The organism is Catellatospora chokoriensis, from assembly GCF_011297315.1.
Classification (GTDB): Bacteria; Actinomycetota; Actinomycetes; order Mycobacteriales; family Micromonosporaceae; genus Catellatospora; species Catellatospora citrea.
Map to the genome: position 1 here is coordinate 1 of NZ_JAAOTI010000051.1, position 18,847 is coordinate 18,847.

The following is an 18,847-nucleotide window of genomic DNA, read 5'->3' on the forward strand; positions in this document are numbered from 1 at the left end:
TCTCGTACCCGCTGATCTTCCTGCCGTTCATCAGCTCGGCGTTCGTGCCCACCGCCACGATGCCCGCCCCGGTCCGGGCCTTCGCCGAGAACCAGCCCGTCACCTCGATCGTCAACGCGATCCGGGCGCTGTTCGACCAGCAGCCCGTCGGCAACGACATCTGGATCGCGCTGGGCTGGTGCGCCGCCATCCTCGTGGTCGCCTACGCCTTCGCGATGCGCGTCTACCGCCGCAAGGTCGCGTGATCGACCGGAACAGGCCGCCTGCCCCCAGCAGGCGGCCTGTTCCGGTTGCACCTCCCCGTTGACTGCGCCTTCGGCCTGACGGCCGATCGAGCGTGTCGGCCGCCCTTCGAGCACGGCCTCTCGTACGGCAGATGTCTGCCGTGGATTTCCAACCTGACGTGGGGCCACTGTCGTGAAGGGATGGAGGCCTGCGGCTCGCCCTGAGCGCGGGCCCGTCCATGGGGAGGAAGTCCACGATGTTCAGAGGTAGACCACGCGGCCTGCTGGCCGTAGCAGTGACCATCGGGTTGCTGGCCGTCGCGCCCGGCCCCGTCGCCGCGGCACCGCCGCGGGTCCCGACAGCAGGTGTCGGGACGTCCCCGGTGCTGCCTGCCGGGCGGACCTACACGGTGACGTTGCTGACCGGTGACGTCGTGACGGTCCACACCGGCAAAGCCCGGTGCCCGGTGGTGAGCGTGAAACCGGCCGGGACCGGCGGCGTGCAGCGCCGCAGCTGCGGACCGGACGGGCACGTCCGCGTCATCCCGGGCCAGGTCGCCGGGCTGATCGGCGCGACGCTGGACGAGTCGCTGTTCGACGTGACAGGCCTGATCCAGCAGGGCTACGACGACACGCGGACCAAGGACCTCCCCCTGATCGTGCGTCCGGCCGGATCCGGCGCGCTGGCGCGGTCGGCCGACCCGCTCACGGCCCGGCTGCGACGGCCCACCGCACTGCCCAGCATCGGCGCGGTCGCCGGGTGGCAGTCGAAGGCGTCGGGTCCGGAACTGCTGCGCGACCTGTCCGCGAGCAGGCCTACCGCGCCCGCGCAGTCACGCACCGCCCCGGCGGCGGCGAAGGTGTGGCTGGACCGCCGGGTCCGCACCACCGCGGCGGCGCCCACTCCCGCCGAACCCGCCCTGACGACCACCGGCTTGGATGCCAACCTTCGCCAGGTCTCCGCGCCGCAGGCGTGGGCGGCGGGCTTCGAGGGGCAGGGCAGCCGGGTCGCGGTGCTGGACACCGGGGCCGACTTCACCCACCCCGACCTGCAGGGCCGGATCGCCGAATGGGCCGACTTCAACGACCCGCCCGGCGACGGCGTCGACCGTCACGGCCACGGCACCCACGTCGCGGCGACGATCGCGGGCACCGGCGCGGCATCGGCCGGGCAGCGCCGGGGCGTCGCCCCCGGGGCCCGGCTGGCCATCGGCAAGGTGCTCGACGACGAGGGCTACGGTTCGGAGTCGGCGGTCATCGCGGGCATGCAGTGGGCCGCGTCGCGAGCCGATGTGGTCAACATGAGCCTCGGCGGCTGGGAGACCAACGACGGCGACGATCCGATGTCGCAGGCCGTCAACGCACTGACCGCGCAGTACGGCACGCTGTTCGTGCTCTCGGCGGGCAACGACGGCCCGTACGACGGGTACGTCTTCGCACCTGCCGCGGCGGCGTCGGCGCTGACCGTCGGCGCGGTGGACCACACCGACACGCTCGCCGAGTTCTCCAGCCGCGGACCACTGCTCAGCACCTGGGCTGCCAAGCCCGAGCTGGTGGCACCCGGGGTCGACATCGTCGCCGCGCGCGCCGCCGGCACCGGCATGGGCCGCATCGTCGACGAGCGGTACACGGCCTCCTCGGGCACGTCGATGGCGGCGCCGCATGTCGCGGGGGCGGCGGCGCTGCTGGTGCAGCGGCACCCGGACTGGAACGCCGCCCAGCTCAAGGCCGCGCTGGTCGGGGCGGCCGATCCGCTGCCCGGCGCCGACGCGTACGCGGTGGGCTCCGGACGGCTGAACGCCGCACGGGCGCTGCACGGCGTCGTCAGCGGGCAGGGCCTGGTGAACCTGGGCACGCTGGCCCACCCGCAGACCGGCGCCACCACGACGGGCCTGTCCTGGACGAACACCGGCACGGGTCCGGCCGCGGTCGTGTTCAGCGCCGCGGTGACCGACCGGCACGGGGTGCCGGCCGGGCCGGGTGTGGCCACGCTGTCGCCGCGCTCGGCGGTCATCGCCGCGGGCGCGACGGCCCAGCAGACCCTGCGCCTGGACCAGTCCCGGCTGGCGGGCGCGCCCGGCCTGTACACGGCCGTGGTCACCGCCCGTGCGGTCGGCGGCGGGTTCGTGGCGAGCACCACCGTCATGTTCTACGTCGAGCCGCCGAGCCACGAGCTGACGGTCGGCGCGACGGCACTGCCGGGCACCACCGCCGCCGACGATCCGTACCTGTTCGTGCAGATCGCCAACATCGACGACGTGGCGATCTTCTCGCGGTACGTGGCGTTCGCGCCGGGCGAGACCCGGACGTTCCGCGTGCCCGCCGGCCGGTACAGCGTGATGGGCCAGCTCATGGAGTTCGGCGACCGGCAGCGGATGGCGCTGGGCGGCGACCCGGACGTCACGGTCGGCGCCGACACCACCGTGCTGGTGGACGCGGCGCGCGCGACCCCGGTCTCGGCGGCGGTGCAGGGCGTGGCGACGCAGGCGAGCTCGGTGGGCATCCTCTACGTGCAGACCCCGCGGCACGGCCCGAGCTGGAGCGACTTCGCCTTCGCCTGGGGCGGGACGGCCCACGGCGAGAGCGTGTACGCCGTGCCGGTCGCCGGCGCCGGGGTCGGTTCGTTCCAGGCGTACAGCGTCTTCGGGCTGCACGCCCCGGGCGAGCCCGGGCAGAGCCCGTTCCTGTACGACCTCATCGAGCCGCTGGCCGGCGGCATCCCGCAGGACCTGTCCCACGAGGTCACCGCGGCGGAGCGGGCCGGCCTGGCCCGCATCGACCAGCGCTTCCACCGGCTGGATATGGCCGGCGGCGGCACCGGCCACAAGCGCTACGGGTTCAGCCCGGAGGGCTTCTTCCTGGCCGAGAACTCCATCAACGGCGTCGGCGGCGACCGCGCCGACTACATCTCCTCCGGGTTCGCCTGGCTCGACGAGGCGTTCTACGACATCCTCGGCGACTCCGGCGTGGTCACCCAGGAGTCGCTGCGCCGCTACGCGCCCGGCAGCACGCAGCAGAAGGTGTGGGTGCGCCAGCCGCTGCGGCCCGACTGGTACGACGACCCGACACCGTCGACCAGCGGCTGCGTGCCCACGCCGCCCAGCCGCACCCGCGGCAGCCTGCACATCGAGCTGGTGGACCTGGCCGACCAGCACCAGCGCTTCGACTGCCTGGGGTGGGGCGACGCCTGGTCGTACGAGACCGTCCGGTCACTGACCCTGCACCGCGACGGTCAACTGGTCGGCACGGTGCCCGAGTCGTTCGGCGACTTCGCGATCGGGGCGGCCGCGGCCGACTACCGGCTCACCTATGACCTGGACGCCGGCACGATGCTGCCGGTGTCGACGAAGGTCAGCACCGCGTGGACGTTCCGTTCGGCGGCGCCGGCGGGCACGGGCAGCGCACCGCTACCGCTGCTGTCGGTCGACTACGCGCTGCCGCTGGACACGGCCAACCAGCCGGCCGGGGGATCGGCGGGCTTCACGGTGCGCCAGGCGCACGGGGTCGCGGCGCAGCGGGTTACCTCGTTCCGGCTGTGGACGTCCACCGACGGCGGGAGCACCTGGACGCCCGTGCCGGTGCGCAGCGGAGCCGACGGGACGTACCGGGCGCAGCTGCCCGAGGCCCCTGCCGGGCAGGCGGTGTCGCTGCGGGTGAAGGTCGACGCCTCGGCCGGCAGCGGCTTCGAGCAGACCATCATCGGCGCCTACCGGCACTCCTGACCTGGGAAGCCGAGGGCCGGTCACACCGACGTCGGTGTGACCGGCCCTGTTCCCGTCCGCCCGTGGCCAGGCTCAGCCGACCGTGCCCTGAGCCTGCCCGCGGACGATGAAGGTCAGTGGGCTGCCCTGTCCGGGCGCGACGGCGGACACGCCGCCGGTGTTGATCTTCAGTGCCCGGCCGTTGACCACCACTTCGTAAGGTGCGGCCTGACCGCGGAGAACGACCCGCTGCTCGCCACGAGACGCGTCACACGCCTCGACGGTGAACCGGTCGCCGTCCGACGTCACACAGCCGGGCTCGCCGAATGATCCGGCCGTGCCGGTCTTGAGCTGGTACTCCTTCGCACCGGGGGTGGTCGGAACGAGCGCGAACAGTGCCTGTTCCGTGGCGGCGTCCTCGCCCACCGCGGACACGACGTTGTCGGGCAGGGCGGTCAGCAGCGGGTAGCCGCTGGTGGTGGTCGCCTGCAGCCACACCGCCTGGTCTCGGGCCGGCACGCCGGTGCCGCCCACCGCCGAAGGGTCGACCTTCGGCGTGACCGTGACCGCGGGGGTGGACGACGCGGACGGCGGTCGCGTCTCAGTCCCCACCGGCACGTCCGTGGTGCCCAAACCACGCTGCGTCACGTAAACCCCGGCGAACACCGCGACCACGGCCACGCCGCCCGCGACCGTCGCGAGCCGGGTATGGCGACGTCGCCGCTCGCCCCGGCGGCGGACCTGATCGGTGGGCGCCAGCCGGCCGATCCGGGCACCGTGGTCGGCGAGCGCGGCCAGGTGCTGTCCCACCAGCGCCTCGTCCTCGCCGCGCTGCTCAGCCATTCGTGGACTCCGTTCTCGTGGTCGGCTGGTGCGGGATGTGGGCCGGGTCGGGCAGGTCGTCGAGCCAGCCGGCCAGCGCCCGCCGCCCGCGCTGCAACCTGGCCTTGATCGTGCCCTGGGGCGCCCCGACCTCGGCGGCGACCTCGGCGACGCTCAGCCCGACCAGGTGGTGCAGCACGATCGCCCGGCGCTGCTCGGCAGGGATCTGCCGCAGCGCGTGGACCAGCGCGACATGGTCCGGCCCGAGCCCGGCCAGTTCCTGGTCGGGGGTGGCCCGGTGGTGCGCGCGCATCCGGTTGATCGCCTTGCGCCAGGTGCTGATCGCGATCCGCGACGCCGTACGCCGCACCCACGCCTCGGGGCTGTCGCACTCACGCACCTGCCGCCAGCGCTGCCAGGCCCGCGCGTACGCCTCGGCGACCGCGTCCTCGGCCTCGGCCCGGCTGCCGGTCATGGTCCACAGCTGGCCCAGCACCCGCCACGACGTGTCGGCGTAGAAGGCGTCGAACTCCTCGACGTCGGACATCAACACCCCGCCGTCACGGCCTCGGTCCGGCAGTCCCCGCGGGGACGAACCGGAAGCGCGTCCCGGCCGGCGCACTTCCCTGCTTCTTCAGCGACACCTTTCCGTCCTTGCCGACCTCCACCTGGTATCCGCCGACGACCAGGTCGAACGTCGCCGCGCCCGAGGCGTCCGCACCACGCGCGAGCAGCGTCACCCGCTGCGCCGACGCGGCCGCGTCGCATGCCACGGCGTGCAGGACCGCGGCCTTGATCCCGGCGCACCACGGCTCACCGCCCACCCGCAGCCGGGCGGTCATGAGCTGGTAGGTCTTCGCGCCCGGCGACAGCGGCACCAGCATGAACCGCTCGCGGTCGCCGGTGTCCGCGCCGCCGGGGTAGGTGCCGATCCGCCCGCTCGCGGTCACGGTCAGCACCGGGTCCTCGACCCGGTCGACGGCCTGCAGCAGGAACGCCTGGTCGGGCCGGGGAACGACCAGGCCGCGTGCCGTGGCCGGCGACGGCGCGGCGCTGCTCGGCGCGCTCGCCGACGCCACGGGCGAGGGCGTGGCCGACGTCAGCGCGGCGGTCTGCGAGGCCGGCTGCAGCCCACCAGCGCCGTCCTGCCCCGGCGGGGTCGCGCACCCGGCGGCGGCCGCCAGCACGACGACGCCCCATGAGCATCGCGCGATCCACCGTGCGCTCGTGTGTTGCATCTCTGTTCCTTCCGTCGTCGACGTGCTCCGTCCGGAGCGCACCAATGACGTCCGACCCGACCGTTCGGACGCATCCGCCCGAAGATTTGCCACACGCGTCACACCCGCCGCCGCACCTGGCGGGGCGGTGCCACCTTCGGGGCACGACGAAGTGCAGGAGCGTCCGGTGCGAGACGGATATTCCCGCTGGCCAGGGGATGGGGATCCGGTGGGCTCAGCGCGCGACACCAGGTACGTGCAGTTTCCTGTTGAATGCCCGGTTCGCACCCACGGCGTCGGTCAGGTCAGGCGCAGCGGGCCGATCCGCACACCGGCCGGACTGGCTGTGGCGATCAGCTGCTCGCCGTCCACGGTCAGCACCACGGGGCTGAACCCGGGCGCGGGCTCGTCCAGCAGTTCCCCGGTGAGCGCATCCCAGCGGCGTACCACGTCGTCGGCACCGATCCCGGAGGTGAGCAGCTGGGGCCTGCCGTCGACGAGCAGTGGCAGCACGGTCGCGTGATCCTGGTGGGCCTTGATCGGCCCGCCCACGGCTTCGCCGGTCAGCGGATCCCAGCGGCGCACCGTGCCGCCGTAGTCGCCGGACACGAACAGCGTCCGCCCGTCGGGCAGGGCGACGGAGCCCATCCAGTGCGCGATGGCGTCATGGCCCACCAGCGGTGCGCCGATCTCGGCACCGGTCGCCGGGTCCCAGCGATGGATGGCGTGCGTACGGCCCGTCGCCGTCACGAGCGGGCCGCGGCCGGGCAGGCCGACCACGGCCACCGCGGCGAGGTGGTCGTCGTGGCCGCCCAGATCGGGCAGCGGCCGACGGGTCGCCGCGTCCCACCGGAGGATGGCGAACGGGCCGAGGAACCCCGCTCCGAACAGCGTGTGCGTGCCGTCGGGCATGCGGGCGGTGGCCAGCCCCACGACCTGGTCCGACGTGCTCTCGTCGACCTCGAGGCACTCCCCGGTGACGGTGTCATGCCACCACACACCGTTCTCGGTGGCCACGGCCAGCACCGGAGCACACCCGTCGGGGTGGCACACCAGGAAGTCGGACGTGCCCGGCCAGCCGGCGTCGAAGACCGTGACCTGCTCGCCGGTGGCCGGGTCCCAGGCACGCGCCGCGTCCGGACCGCCCGCGAGCAGCCGCACGCCACCGTCGGGGCCGCGGAAGTCGCGCAGCACCCACGCCATGCCCGGATGGGGCAGCACTCGCTCCTGGAACATCGCCCTCCCGCCGGTCGGCCGTCGCCGCACCATACCGGTCACCGCCGGAACTCCGCTCAAGTGAGCTGTCCAGTCAGGACGACGAAGATCCCCTTCGCCTTCCGGCGCCCCCACCTGAGGAGGCGGGGCGGCTAGGCTCCGGCGGTGGCGAATGAGATGACGGTGCACCGGTGCTGACGGTGCGGAATGCCGGCAGCAGTTCGCGGACGGGGCGGCCACGGGTCCTGCCGAGACGGTCGGCCTGACCGACCAGGCCGACGGCGTGCTGTTCGCGTTCGAACTGGACGACGGCTGGCTGCCGTCCCATGCTCGCCTGCCCGGCGCGTAGCGCGTGGCATGGTGGTGGGTCGAGTGGATCAGCGAAGGAGAGCAGGCGCATGTACGACGACATCGCGGCGCTGCCGGACCGGTCACAGCGCGAAGCCTCGCTGTCGGTGATGCACGACCGCTTCGGCGCGGTCGCCGAGCGTTTCCGCGATGTGTACGGTCTGCGCCTGCCCCGGCACATGGCGGTGTTCGCGGCGTTCTTCGACAGCCTCGGCAAGCTCAGCCGCTGGTTCGGCGAGCACCGGCCGCCGATCCTCGGCGCGCTCTGTGCATCACGCCCACCGCGACCTGCGGTCGGTGGCCGTGCTGACGCGGGCCCCCGCAGCCCCCGCCTGACCTGCGCCCATCTCCAGATTCTGTTGGGAAGGGCACCTTCTTCTACGGATAGCGATAAGAAGGTGCCCTTCCTTCAGGCGGACTCGCGGGTGACGAGGTCGGTGGGGAGGATGACGGAGTCGACGGTTTCGGCGCCGTCGATCAGTTCCAGGAGCAGGCGCACGGTTTCGGTGGCTACCTGTTCCAGGGGCTGGCGGACGGTGGTCAGCTTCGGGTGGGTCGACCCGGCGATGGCGGAGTCGTCGAAGCCGCCGACCGCGACGTCCTCGGGGACGCGGCGGCCGCGTTCGCGCAGGACGGCGAGGGCCCCGGCGGCCATCAGGTCGGAGCCGACGAACACGGCGTCCAGGTCCGGGACGCGGTCGAGCAGTTCACGCATGGCGGCTTCGCCGCTGTGGCGGGAGTAGTCGCCGTGCGCGATGAGCTTCTTGACCGCCTTGCGGCCGAGCACGTCGCAGAAGCCCTCCAGGCGGTTCAGCCCGCCGGGGGTGTCGAGCGGGCCGGTGATCGTGGCGATCTTCTTGCGGCCCTGGTCGACGAGGTACTGCGCCATCTGGCGGGCGCCTTCGCGGTCGTCGGCGGCGGCGTACGGGATGACGCCCTCGCGGCCGAGGACCGCGCCGCAGGCCACCGCCGGGATGGCCAGGGTTTCGAGTTCGGCCAGCAGCGGGTCGCCGGAGTGGGCCGACAGCAGCAGCACCCCGTCGGCGTGGCCGCCGCGCAGGTAGCGGACCACGCGCTCGCGGTCGCCGTCGTCGCCGGCGACCATCATGACCAGGGCGACGTCGCGCTGGGCGAGCCGCCGGGTGGCCACGCGCAGCAGCACGCTGAAGTTCGGGTCCTCGAACAGCTTCTCCTGCGGCTCGGACAGCACCATGACCACGGTGCCGGTGCGCTGGGTGACCAGGCTGCGGGCGGCGCGGTTGACGACGTACCCGGTCTCGGCGACGGCGCGGCGGACCGCGGCGAGCGCGGCGGTGCTCACGTAGGGGTCGCCGTTGAGGGCGCGGGACACCGTGCCCCGGGAGACTCCCGAGGCACGGGCCACGTCGTGGATCGTGGGACGCCGCTTGTTGGTCACGGTCATCAGGATTTCACAGACCCGCCGGACAGGTCCGTACGCCAGTACCGCTGCATGGTCAGGAACAGCGCGATCAGGGGGATGATCGACAGCAGCGCGCCGGTGATGACGAGGTTGTACAGGGCGGGCTGGTTGGCGCCGGTGGCCAGCAGCGTGTAGAGGCCGACGGTGAGCGGGAAGCGCTCGTCGTCGGCGAGCATGATGAACGGCAGCAGGAAGTTGTTCCAGATCGCCACGAACTGGAACAGGAAGATCGTCACCATGCCGGGCAGCATCAGCGGCACCGCCACCACGCGCAGCAGCCGGTTCTCGCCCGCCCCGTCGATGCGCCCGGCCTCCAGCAGCGCGTCCGGGATGGCCGCGGACGCGTAGATGCGGGCCAGGTAGATGCTGTACGGGTGCAGGATGCTCGGCAGCAGCACCGCCCAGTACGTGTTGGCGAGCCCCGCCTTGGCCAGCAGCAGGTACTGCGGCACCGCGAGCACGACGGCGGGGACCAGGATGCCGCCGATCAGCACGTTGAAGATCATGTTGCGGCCGAAGAACCGGAACTTCGCCAGCGCGTATCCGGCCAGCACCGACACGGCCGTCGACAGCAGCGCCCCGACACCGGCGTACAGCGCGGTGTTGGCCATCCACTGCCAGAAGATCCCGTCGCGGTATGCCGACAGGTCGGCGATGTTGCTGAACAGACCGGTGCCCGGGGCGAACGCGTTGGTGGTGAACAGCTCGCCGCGCGTCTTGGTCGACGCGGCGAGCACCCAGCAAACCGGCAGCAGGCAGTACAGCGCCCCGAGCAGCAGCACCGCGGTGGGCGCCAGGCCCAGCGGCCGGCGTACCCCCTTGGTCGTCATCGTTCCTCCCCGAACGCCTGGCGGCGCACGAGCCGCATGAACAGCAGTGACGGCACCACGGAGATCGCGGCGATGACCAGCGACGTCGCGGCGGCGCTGTAGAGGTCGCCGGTGACGAACGCGTCGCGGTACACCTTCATCAGCGGGCTCCAGGTGGAGCTGACCGCGTTGGAGATGGGCCGCAGCGTCATCGGCTCGGTGAACACCTGGATCGTCGCGATGATGGAGAACACCGTGGTCAGCACGATCGCCGGGGCCAGGATCGGCACCTTGACCCGCAGCGCGATGGCGAGCTCGCCCGCGCCGTCGATGCGGGCGGCCTCGTAGTAGTCGCGGGGGATGGCCCGCAGCTGGGTGTAGAGGACCAGCATGTTGAAGCCGGTGCCGCCCCAGATCGCGACGTTGACCATGGAGAACATGACCGTGTTCGGGCTGAGCAGGTCCACGTCGTCGAAGCCGAAGGCGCGCAGCGTGGCGTGGATCGGGCTCAGGCTGGGCAGGTAGAGGAAGCCCCAGAGCAGGGTGGCGACCACACCGGGCACCGCGTACGGCAGGAAGATCGCGATGCGGGAGAAGCGGGCCAGCCGCACCCGCGCCGAGTCCAGCAGCAGCGCGAACACCAGGGCCAGACCCAGCATCAAAGCCAACACCAGGGTGGCGTATCCGAGCACGCGCAGCCAGCCGGCCCAGAACTCCCCGTCGGCGACGGCGGTGCGGTAGTTGTCCAGCCCGACGAAGATCTCGGTGCGCGACTTCCTGCCCAGGCCCAGCCCGGAGAACCGGACCCGGCGCAGGCTCAGGTACGCGGTGTACCCGATCGGCGCGGCGATGAACAGGGTGAACAGCACCACCGCGGGGGCCAGGTAGAGGTAGGGGGTGGCGCCCGTGCGATGAGCACGGGCGCCCCGGTTTGCCTTGGTCATCTATCAGCTCGCCAGCGTGAAGCCGGACTTCTTCATGTCGGCGACGGTCGCGTCATGCATCGCGCCCAGCGCGTCCGTGAAGGAGGACTTGTTCTGCAGCGCCTTGTCGAAGGCGTCCTTGTACGCGCTGTACGCGACGTTCACGTTGGGGCCGAAGGTGAAGCCCCGCGCGGTGCCGGCGATGGTGGTCGCCTGCTGCCAGAAGTCGGCCTGGTTGGCGAAGTACTCCGGCGCGGTGGTCATCAGGGCCTGGCCGCTCTTGGCCGCCGGGTAGATCGCGGCCTCCTTGATGAGCAGGTCGAGCGCCTTGGCGTCGGTGTTCAGCCACGAGGCGAACTGCGCCGCGGCCTTCTTGTGCTTGCTGCCCTCGGCGATGGCGATGGACGAGCCGCCCCAGAAGCCGGAGTAGTTCTCGCCGGCGCTCCACTGCGGCAGCGGCGCGATGGCCCACTTGCCCTTGCCGTCGGGGGCGTTGCTGGTCAGCACGCCCGGCGCCCAGACCGCCGAGGCCCAGCTCAGGATCTTGCCGCCGTTGAGCGCCGCGTTCCACTCCGGCGTCCACGGGGCCTGTGTGTCGACGACGCCGTCCTTGGCCAGGCCGCCCCAGAAGCCGGCGACCTTCTTCGTCGCGTCGTCGTTGATGCCGACCTTCCAGGCCTCGCCGGTGATGGACCACCACTTCGCGCCCGCCTGCTGCGACAGCCCGGCGAACCAGCCCGGGTCCTTGCTGGAGAAGCCGCCCAGGTAGACCGTCTTGTCCTTGGCGTGCACGGTGCGGGCCGCGGCCGCGTACTCGTCCCAGGTCTTGGGGACCGCGATGCCGTACTTGGTGAACAGGTCGGTGCGGTAGTAGAACATCATCGGGCCGCTGTCCTGCGGCAGGCCGTAGACGCCGTCGGTGCCTAGGGTGACCAGGTTCCAGATGCCGTCGGAGAACTGGGCGCGCACGCCCTCGACCTCGGTCTTGATGTCGGCGACCGCCTCGGCGGCCACGAACGACGGCAGCATCTGGTATTCGGCCTGCACCAGGTCGGGCGCGTTGCCGGCCTTGGCCGCGGTCAGGAACTTCGCCGCCGCCTCGTCGCCGCCCGCCTGCTTGCTGACGGTGACCTTGATGTCGGGGTGCTCCGCGTTCCACACCGCCGCGATCTTGTCCATGTTGGGCGCCCAGGTCCAGAACGTCAGCTCGACCGGGCCCGTCTCCTGCGGGGTCTCCTCCTGCCCGCCTCCCGAACAGCCCGCTGCCAGGGCGCCGACCAGCACTGCGGACATCACCAACCTGAGCCGCTTCGTACGCATAGGTCCTCCGTCAAAGGCGAATTCTCTGTGAACGTTCACAGTGCGGCACAGTGTGCTCGCCGCGTATCCGGCCCGTCAAGACCCCGTATCCGACGCGTTACACACCCCGCCCGCGGGCCCGCCCGCCCCTTCCTCGCCGCAACTCTTAAAGACTTGGCCTGTCAAGGGTTCGCCGATGCCGCGACTCTCTAAGAGTTGCGGCGGGAAGGGCGGGCGGGCCGGGGCGATGATCGCCCGGCTCTTTGCGGCGGGCGGGTGGTCGGTTACTGTGCACGTTCACAGACGTACCGTGCTTGTCAGGGGGATTCGTGTCCGAGACCGAACATGTCGTGCCGCGGCTGCGCGGGCTGGCCTTCGGCGGCGACTACAACCCGGAGCAGTGGCCGCGCGAGGTGCAGGAAGAGGACGTCGCACTGATGCGCCAGGCCGGGGTCAACCTGGTCAGCCTCGGCATCTTCGCGTGGGCGCTGCTGGAGCCCGAACAGGGCCGCTACGAGTTCGGCTGGCTCGACGAGATCATCGACCGGCTGCACGCGGGCGGGGTCAGCGTCGACCTCGCCACCCCCAGCGCCGCCCCGCCCGCCTGGTTCTCCCGCCGGTACCCGCACACCCTGCCGGTCAACCGCGACGGTGTGCGTATCGGCTTCGGCAGCCGCGAGACCGCCTGCCCCAGCTCACCCGAGTACCGGCACGCCACCGTCGAACTGGCCCACCGGCTCGCCGAGCACTACCGCGACCACCCCGGCGTCGTCATGTGGCACGTCCACAACGAGTACGGCGCGCCGCTGGGCGAGTGCTACTGCGAGACGAGCGTGCAGGCCTTCCGCGGCTGGCTGCGCGAGACCTACCACGACCTCGACGCGCTCAACGCCGCCTGGGGCACCACGTTCTGGAGCCAGCGCTACGGCGACTGGGACGAGATCGACGCCCCGCGCGCCAACCACACCGTGGTCAACCCGGCACAGCGGCTCGACTTCGCCCGCTTCAGCTCCGCCGAGAACCTGGCCTGCTTCATGCTGCAGCGCGACGCCCTGCGCGCGGCGACCCCGCACCTGCCCGTCACCACGAACTTCATGGTCACCAACTGCAAGTCCATGGACCTGTGGCGGTGGGCGCCGGAGGTCGACGTCGTCTCCAACGACCACTACCTCAACGCCGAGCAGCCCGACAACCACATCGACCTGGCCATGGCCGCGGACCTGAGCCGCTCGCTGGGCGGCGGCCGGCCGTGGCTGCTGATGGAGCACTCGACCGGCGCGGTCAGCTGGCAGCCCCGCAACATCGCCAAGCGCCCGGGGGAGATGCGCCGCAACAGCCTCGCGCACGTGGCGCGCGGCTCGGACTCGGTGCTGTTCTTCCAGTGGCGGGCCTCGCGCGCCGGGGCGGAGAAGTTCCACTCGGCGATGCTGCCGCACGCCGGCACCGACTCGGACCTGTGGCGCGACGTGGTCGCGCTGGGCGGTGAGGTCGGCAGGCTTTCGGGGGTACGCGGCACGCGGGTGTCCGCCGAGGTCGCCGTGGTCTGGGACTGGGAGTCCTGGTGGGCACTGGACCTGGAGTGGCGCCCGAGCGTGGACCTGCGCTTCCGGGAGCGGGTCGAGGCGTACTACGCGGCCCTGTGGCGCGAGCACGCCACCGTCGACTTCGTGCATCCGGCGGCGGACCTGTCGGCGTACAAGCTGGTGGTCGCTCCCAGCGCCTATCTGCTCGGGGAGGCCGAGGCGAAGAACCTGCGGTGTTTCGTCGAGTCGGGCGGGCACCTGCTGGTGTCGTACTTCTCCGGGATCGTCGACGAGCACGACGCGGTGCATCCGGGGGCGTACCCGGGCGTGCTGCGCGACGTGCTCGGACTGTCCGTCGAGGAGTTCCACCCGCTGCGCGAGCACGAGACGGTCGCGCTGTCCGACGGCGGCACGGCCCGGGTGTGGTCGGAGCGGGTCCGCCCGGCGGGCGCGGTGACGGTCACCGAGTTCGCCACGGGCCCCGACGCCGGGCACCCCGCCGTCACCCGGCACGAGCTGGGCCGGGGCACTGCCTGGTATGTCGCGACCAGCGTGGACGGGCTGCGCCCGCTGCTGTCGGCGGCCCTCGACGCGGCCGGGGTGTCGCGTCCGCGCGGCCTGCCGGACGCGGTCGAGGCGGTGCGCCGCGGCGGTCACCTGTTCCTGCTGAACCACGGCGACGAGCCGGTGGTCGTGCCGGACGTGGTCGGCGTGGACGTGCTCGACGGGACGTCGTTCCCCGCCGGGGTGACCGTGCCGGCAGGCGGCGTGCGGGTGATCGAAGTCGGCTGAGCGGGGCGTCGCCCGCGCGGTGCGGGTGACGCGTCGATGTCGGACATGTTGCCGATGTGTCTGTGAGCGTTCACATACTCGCAACAGTCGCGTCGGCTGTCAACGGCGGCGTCGCCGGGTGCCCTACCACCCGGCGGCGTCGCTCTTACATGGACCCGTACACCGACATCGCGGTCAGCGCCCGGGAGTTGTAGTCGAACAGGGCCTGGTTCTCCCAGCCGTTGCCCGACGACGGGTTGGTCGGGTCCCAGCCCGCACCGGCCTGCGCGGTCCACGCCGGCTCCCAGTAGAAGACGCCCATGCCGCGGCCGTTGGGCACGTTCTTCACGACGTTCACCACGGCCTGGAACGCGTCGCGCTGCCCGGTCGCGCTGGCCGGGTAGCCGCAGGTGCTCGCCAGCGACGAGGTGAAGATGTTGGTCTCGCCGTCGTCCTGCGCGGTGGTGAACCCGTACGCCGTCTCGGCCACGATCACGGGCTTGCCGTACCGGGCGGCCATGTCGTTGAGGTTGCTCTGCAGCCCCGACAGCGGCCCGTGCCAGTAGCAGTAGTACGACGCCCCGATCACGTCGAACGGCACCCCGTACGCCACGGCCTGGTCGAACCACCAGCGGAAGGTGGCGTTGTCGCCGCCCTCGGCCAGGTGCAGCATCACCAGCGTCGAGGAGTTGACGGCCTTGACCGCGTTGACACCCGACTTGAGCAGCTGCGACAGGTTGCCCCAGTTGGAACTGCTGCCGGTGGGCAGCAGCATGCCGGGGTTGATCTCGTTGCCGACCTGCACCATGTCCGCCGTGGTGCCCTGCGCCTTGAGCGCGTTGAGCACGTCGTAGGTGTGGTTGTAGACCGCGGTGTTCAGCTGCGCCAGCGAGTAGCCCGACCACGCCGCGGGCGGGACCTGCTTGCCCGGGTCGGCCCAGGAGTCGGAGTAGTGGAAGTCGACCAGCAGCTTCAGGCCCTGCGACTTGATCCGCTGCGCCATGGTCAGCACTCGGGCCTTGTTGTTGTAGCCGTCGGCCGGGTTCACCCACACCTTGAGCCGGGCGTAGTTCATGCCCGCGTTCTTCAGGATGGCGATGGCGTCGCCCTGCGTCCCGGAGCTGGTGTAGTACAGCGCGCCGAAGTCCTCGTTCTTCTTCAGCGACGACAGGTCACCACCCTTGACCTGCAGCGACGTGCCGCCGGTGGTGCCCTTCACGAAGGTCACGTCGTCCACGTTGATCCACTGGTTGGCGGCGGCGCTGGAGTAGACGCTCAGCGTGCACGACGTCGAGGAGACGTTGGCCGTCACCGACACCTGCACCCAGGTGCTGCTGCTGGTCGGGATGTTGACCTGCGCCTGCGCGCCGCCGCAGTTCTTCATCGCCAGGTACGCCGCCGACTGCCCGCCTCCCGAGCGCACCCAAGCGCTCAGCGTGTACGAGCCGGTGCTCAGGCCGGTCAGGGTCTGGTACGTCTCGACCGTATACGCCGAAGCCGACCAGTGCGTGCCGCGGTAGCTGCCGCTGCGCCCGCCCGCCTCGCTCTTGGACGCCGCGACGGTGCCCGACTCCGACCAGCCGGTCGGCGTCTGGCTCGCCCCGTTGGACTCGAACCCGGGGTTGGTGACCGTCGACGCCGCCGCGGCGGGCAGCGCGGGCGCGGCCAGCGCCGCCGCCGCGGCGAGCGCCGCCGCGGCCAGCAGTGCCTTTGCTCTGTGCATGATTCCTCCTGATGTGTGAGTCGCTCACAGACACATCGGGGGAGCATCCACAGCAGACCGGACGCCAGCTGTGAACGTTCACAGAAAACATCGACGCGCGTGCGTTGTCAAGGGGGGTGTCCCGACCCGCGGACCCGGCCGAGCTTGACCTCAAGTGATCTTTAACTTCTAGCGTGGCCCGTATCCGTCCAGCCGGCCAACAGGAGAAACACGTGTCCCACACCCAGGTGAGGCTTGCCGTCGTCATCGGCAGCGTCCGCCCCGAACGATTCGGCCCCACGGTGGCCGACTGGTTCGTCGAACAGACGCAGCACCGCGACGACGTCCAGGTAGATCTGGTCGACCTGGCAGCCGACGCGACCGGCTCGCCGCCGACCGAGCAGCCGCCCGGACTCGCCCACCGGCTCGCCGCCGCGGATGCGTTCGTCGTGGTGACGCCGGAGTACAACCACAGCTATCCGGCCGCGCTCAAGAACATGATCGACTCGCACGGCCGGGAGTTCCACGCCAAGCCCGTGGCGTTCGTGTCGTACGGCGGTCTGTCCGGCGGCCTGCGGGCCGTCGAGCACCTGCGACCGGTCTTCGCGGAACTGCACGCCGTCACCACCCGGGACACGGTCAGCTTCCACGGCGGGTGGAAGCAGTTCGACGGCGCCGGGCAGCCGAAGGACCCGGCGGCGCCCGCCGCCGCGGCCGGCAGGCTCCTCGACCAGCTGACGTGGTGGGCGCGGGCATTGCAGGCCGCCAAGGCGACCTCGCCGTACCCCGCCTGAGGCCACCCGGGCCCGCACGGTCGTCCCGATGGCCACCGCCGGATCACCGGGACGACCGCGGCCGGCCGGCAGAGCCGCCAGAGGCGGCGAACGCGCGAAGTGGCAACATGGTCCGCCACGACCGGTTGCCGCGTCGGGCAGCCGCACGGACGGAGCACCAGGATGAACACGGCCCAGCCAACACACGGCGACCAGGACCAACACGACGCGGCGCGAATGATCGGCTTTCTGCGTGCGTCGATGCGCGCGCAGGCGGAGCGGATCGTCGACACCCCGGCCGGATTCGCCGTGTTCAGCGGCACCTACTTCCACTCCTACGACCACAACAAGTTCGTGGTCACCCACGCCGGCGACCTCCGCGCCGCGTCGGAGACCGCCGAGCGGGTGCTGGCTGCCGAGGGCTGCGCGCACCGCAACATCGTCGTCCACGACGAGCGGCTGGGCGAACTGCTCGCCCCGCAGCTGCTCGACACCCGCCACCTCCACGCGCGCGACGTGCTCATGCGCCACGACGACCGACCGGCCGACCGCCCCACCGACCCGGCTGTCATCGTGGCCGAGATCGCCCTGGACGAGCTGCGCGATACCGACCGCGACTCCTGGCAGTCCGAGCTTCCCCACGTGTCGGCCGAGGTGATCGAGCAGCTCGTCGACCGCCGCGTGACCCGGCTGCGGGCCGCGCCGCAGGTGACCTTCCTCGGCGTACGCGACGAGCACGGCCGCGTCGTCGCACACGCCGATCTCTACCTCGACGCCGCGGCGGGCATCGCGCAGATCGAGGACGTGCAGACCCGGTCGGCCCACCAGGGCCGGGGCCTGGCTCGCGCGGTGCTCGACACGGCCCTGCGCCGGGCCCGGCACGCCGGCTGCGACCTGGTGTTCCTGGAGGCGAGCGCCGATGACTGGCCACGGCGGTTCTACGCCAGGCTCGGCTTCCGCGAGGTCGCCGTGACCCACTTCTTCACCCGCCTGCCGGCCTGAGCCCCGGCCGCGACCGGGGCTCAGGGCTGCGCCGCCAGGGTCGGACGGGATCAGGCGGCGGAGGCCAGGACCATCGAGGCGACGACCGGGCCCAGGTAGAGCAGCGGGAACGCAGTCGGTATCACTCGGCCCGCCGCCAGAACGTGACGGCCCGGCCGGATCGATCAGGGACGACCCTCTTCGATCATCATGCGTCGGCGGCGCGTCGGGCGGCGACCGCCCAAGTTAGCCTTTCGGCACCACGCGCACAGGAGGGGTCATGGGGAGCACCCGAGTCACCGTCTGCCTTTCGGCCGCGGCGCAGGGCAGGCTGGAAGCCGCGCTCGATGAGGCGCTCGCGCCGTTTGAGGCGATGCAGGGCCACCCCGATGAACGCGATGTCTGGGACTCATGGCTGATTCGTGGCAGCAGCGACGGCAGCGGGTTCTGGATCGCCCCCGGTTGGGAGGACGACCCGCGGCTGCTGCACGACCCGCCGCAGTACGACGGCGTCCCCCTTCCCAGCCGGCCCGGCCTGTGCGCCGGGGGGCCGGCCGGGCTCCTCGAACTCTCCGGAGCACACGATCGCGCGGTGGGGCTGGCGGCGGGCATGTGCGATCTCTGGCAGCAACTGACGGACCAGTTTCCGCCCGCTCTGCCCATCGAGACGTTCGGAGAGATCCACATTCTCAGCCTTTTCGAGGACATCGCGACGCGACGCCGTTCCTACGGGGCTCAGCCGATGATCAGCGCGTTCCTGAAGGTCTATCCGTGGGACCTTCTCGACACGGTCCTGGGTTACGGCGATGACCTCACCCGGCTGTTCGCCGCTGGCCGGAACGAGGTGATGAGTCAAGCTGCCCGCCTCGCACGGCGCGGAACCGACCTGCTGACGCTGGACGGTTGGTGGGTGCAGCAGGACGGCAGGGCCACCCACGGCAGCTGCGACACCTGGGAAAGCTGCGCTCACCGCAACGACGCGCCCCCGCACCCGGGCGACATTCTGCCCCTGCTGGCCGAACTGCCCGAGGACGCGATCATCGTCAGCGTGAAGTGCCACACGTAGCGGCGGCCTGGCCGAGGGTCCGGCGGTGAAGG

The 18,847-nt window shown here is 71.7% G+C and carries 16 protein-coding genes; 6 read left to right on the forward strand and 10 right to left on the reverse strand.

Going from position 1 to position 18,847, the window contains the following annotated elements; translation table 11 throughout:
* Together HAV39_RS40830 and HAV39_RS40835 are read left to right on the forward strand one after the other, a co-directional pair.
* The coding region (locus tag HAV39_RS40830; RefSeq protein ID WP_191844441.1) for an ABC transporter permease at positions 1-245 on the forward strand (245 nt) is incomplete at its 5' end.
* Positions 246-481: 236 nt separating this feature from the next.
* Complete coding sequence (locus tag HAV39_RS40835) at positions 482-3,946, forward strand: S8 family serine peptidase (RefSeq protein WP_191844442.1); 3,465 nt, start codon at positions 482-484, stop codon at positions 3,944-3,946.
* Between the two features lie 72 nt (positions 3,947-4,018).
* Here the strand turns inward: HAV39_RS40835 and HAV39_RS40840 are convergent, their stop codons facing one another.
* From HAV39_RS40840 to HAV39_RS40880, 9 genes are all read right to left on the reverse strand, one after another.
* Positions 4,019-4,768 (reverse strand): hypothetical protein, encoded by a 750-nt coding sequence (locus HAV39_RS40840; protein WP_191844443.1) that lies wholly within the window; start codon positions 4,766-4,768, stop codon positions 4,019-4,021.
* Positions 4,761-5,294: a sigma-70 family RNA polymerase sigma factor gene (locus HAV39_RS40845; protein ID WP_191844444.1), complete on the reverse strand. Its 534-nt coding sequence runs from the start codon at positions 5,292-5,294 to the stop codon at positions 4,761-4,763. The genes HAV39_RS40840 and HAV39_RS40845 overlap by 8 nt, the downstream gene beginning before the upstream one ends.
* 13 nt (positions 5,295-5,307) lie before the next feature.
* Positions 5,308-5,985 (reverse strand): hypothetical protein, encoded by a 678-nt coding sequence (locus HAV39_RS40850; RefSeq protein WP_191844445.1) that lies wholly within the window; start codon positions 5,983-5,985, stop codon positions 5,308-5,310.
* A 279-nt stretch (positions 5,986-6,264) separates the two neighbouring features.
* Positions 6,265-7,200, reverse strand: coding sequence for a WD40 repeat domain-containing protein (locus HAV39_RS40855; RefSeq protein WP_191844446.1), 936 nt, complete (start codon positions 7,198-7,200; stop codon positions 6,265-6,267).
* Between the two features lie 410 nt (positions 7,201-7,610).
* Positions 7,611-7,769, reverse strand: a complete 159-nt coding sequence (locus tag HAV39_RS40860) for a hypothetical protein (RefSeq protein WP_191844447.1) — start codon at positions 7,767-7,769, stop codon at positions 7,611-7,613.
* Between the two features lie 167 nt (positions 7,770-7,936).
* A complete protein-coding gene (locus HAV39_RS40865; RefSeq protein WP_191844448.1) occupies positions 7,937-8,950 on the reverse strand; it encodes a LacI family DNA-binding transcriptional regulator in 1,014 nt (337 codons plus the stop codon).
* Positions 8,950-9,798, reverse strand: coding sequence for a carbohydrate ABC transporter permease (locus HAV39_RS40870; protein WP_120320313.1), 849 nt, complete (start codon positions 9,796-9,798; stop codon positions 8,950-8,952). Before HAV39_RS40870 ends, HAV39_RS40865 begins: the two co-directional genes overlap by 1 nt.
* The gene (locus tag HAV39_RS40875) at positions 9,795-10,721 is read right to left on the reverse strand and encodes a carbohydrate ABC transporter permease (RefSeq protein ID WP_191844449.1); all 927 of its coding nucleotides are present in this window, start codon (positions 10,719-10,721) and stop codon (positions 9,795-9,797) included. The genes HAV39_RS40870 and HAV39_RS40875 overlap by 4 nt, the downstream gene beginning before the upstream one ends.
* Positions 10,722-10,724: 3 nt before the next feature.
* Positions 10,725-11,993: an ABC transporter substrate-binding protein gene (locus tag HAV39_RS40880; RefSeq protein WP_244958919.1), complete on the reverse strand. Its 1,269-nt coding sequence runs from the start codon at positions 11,991-11,993 to the stop codon at positions 10,725-10,727.
* A 335-nt stretch (positions 11,994-12,328) separates the two neighbouring features.
* On the opposite strand from HAV39_RS40880, the gene HAV39_RS40885 reads away from it, so the two are divergent.
* Positions 12,329-14,314 carry a beta-galactosidase gene (locus HAV39_RS40885; RefSeq protein WP_239121032.1) on the forward strand — a complete coding sequence of 662 codons (1,986 nt, stop codon included), beginning with the start codon at positions 12,329-12,331 and terminating at the stop codon, positions 14,312-14,314.
* Between the two features lie 145 nt (positions 14,315-14,459).
* Here the strand turns inward: HAV39_RS40885 and HAV39_RS40890 are convergent, their stop codons facing one another.
* Positions 14,460-16,016, reverse strand: coding sequence for a glycosyl hydrolase 53 family protein (locus HAV39_RS40890; protein ID WP_191844451.1), 1,557 nt, complete (start codon positions 16,014-16,016; stop codon positions 14,460-14,462).
* 212 nt (positions 16,017-16,228) lie between these two features.
* On the opposite strand from HAV39_RS40890, the gene HAV39_RS40895 reads away from it, so the two are divergent.
* The 3 genes from HAV39_RS40895 (at position 16,229) to HAV39_RS40905 (ending at position 18,815) form a co-directional block, all read left to right on the forward strand.
* Positions 16,229-16,789 carry an NADPH-dependent FMN reductase gene (locus HAV39_RS40895; protein WP_191844452.1) on the forward strand — a complete coding sequence of 187 codons (561 nt, stop codon included), beginning with the start codon at positions 16,229-16,231 and terminating at the stop codon, positions 16,787-16,789.
* Between the two features lie 162 nt (positions 16,790-16,951).
* Positions 16,952-17,770 (forward strand): GNAT family N-acetyltransferase, encoded by an 819-nt coding sequence (locus tag HAV39_RS40900; RefSeq protein ID WP_191844453.1) that lies wholly within the window; start codon positions 16,952-16,954, stop codon positions 17,768-17,770.
* Positions 17,771-18,029: 259 nt separating this feature from the next.
* Positions 18,030-18,815, forward strand: coding sequence for a hypothetical protein (locus HAV39_RS40905; protein ID WP_191844454.1), 786 nt, complete (start codon positions 18,030-18,032; stop codon positions 18,813-18,815).
* Positions 18,816-18,847: the final 32 nt, after the last annotated feature.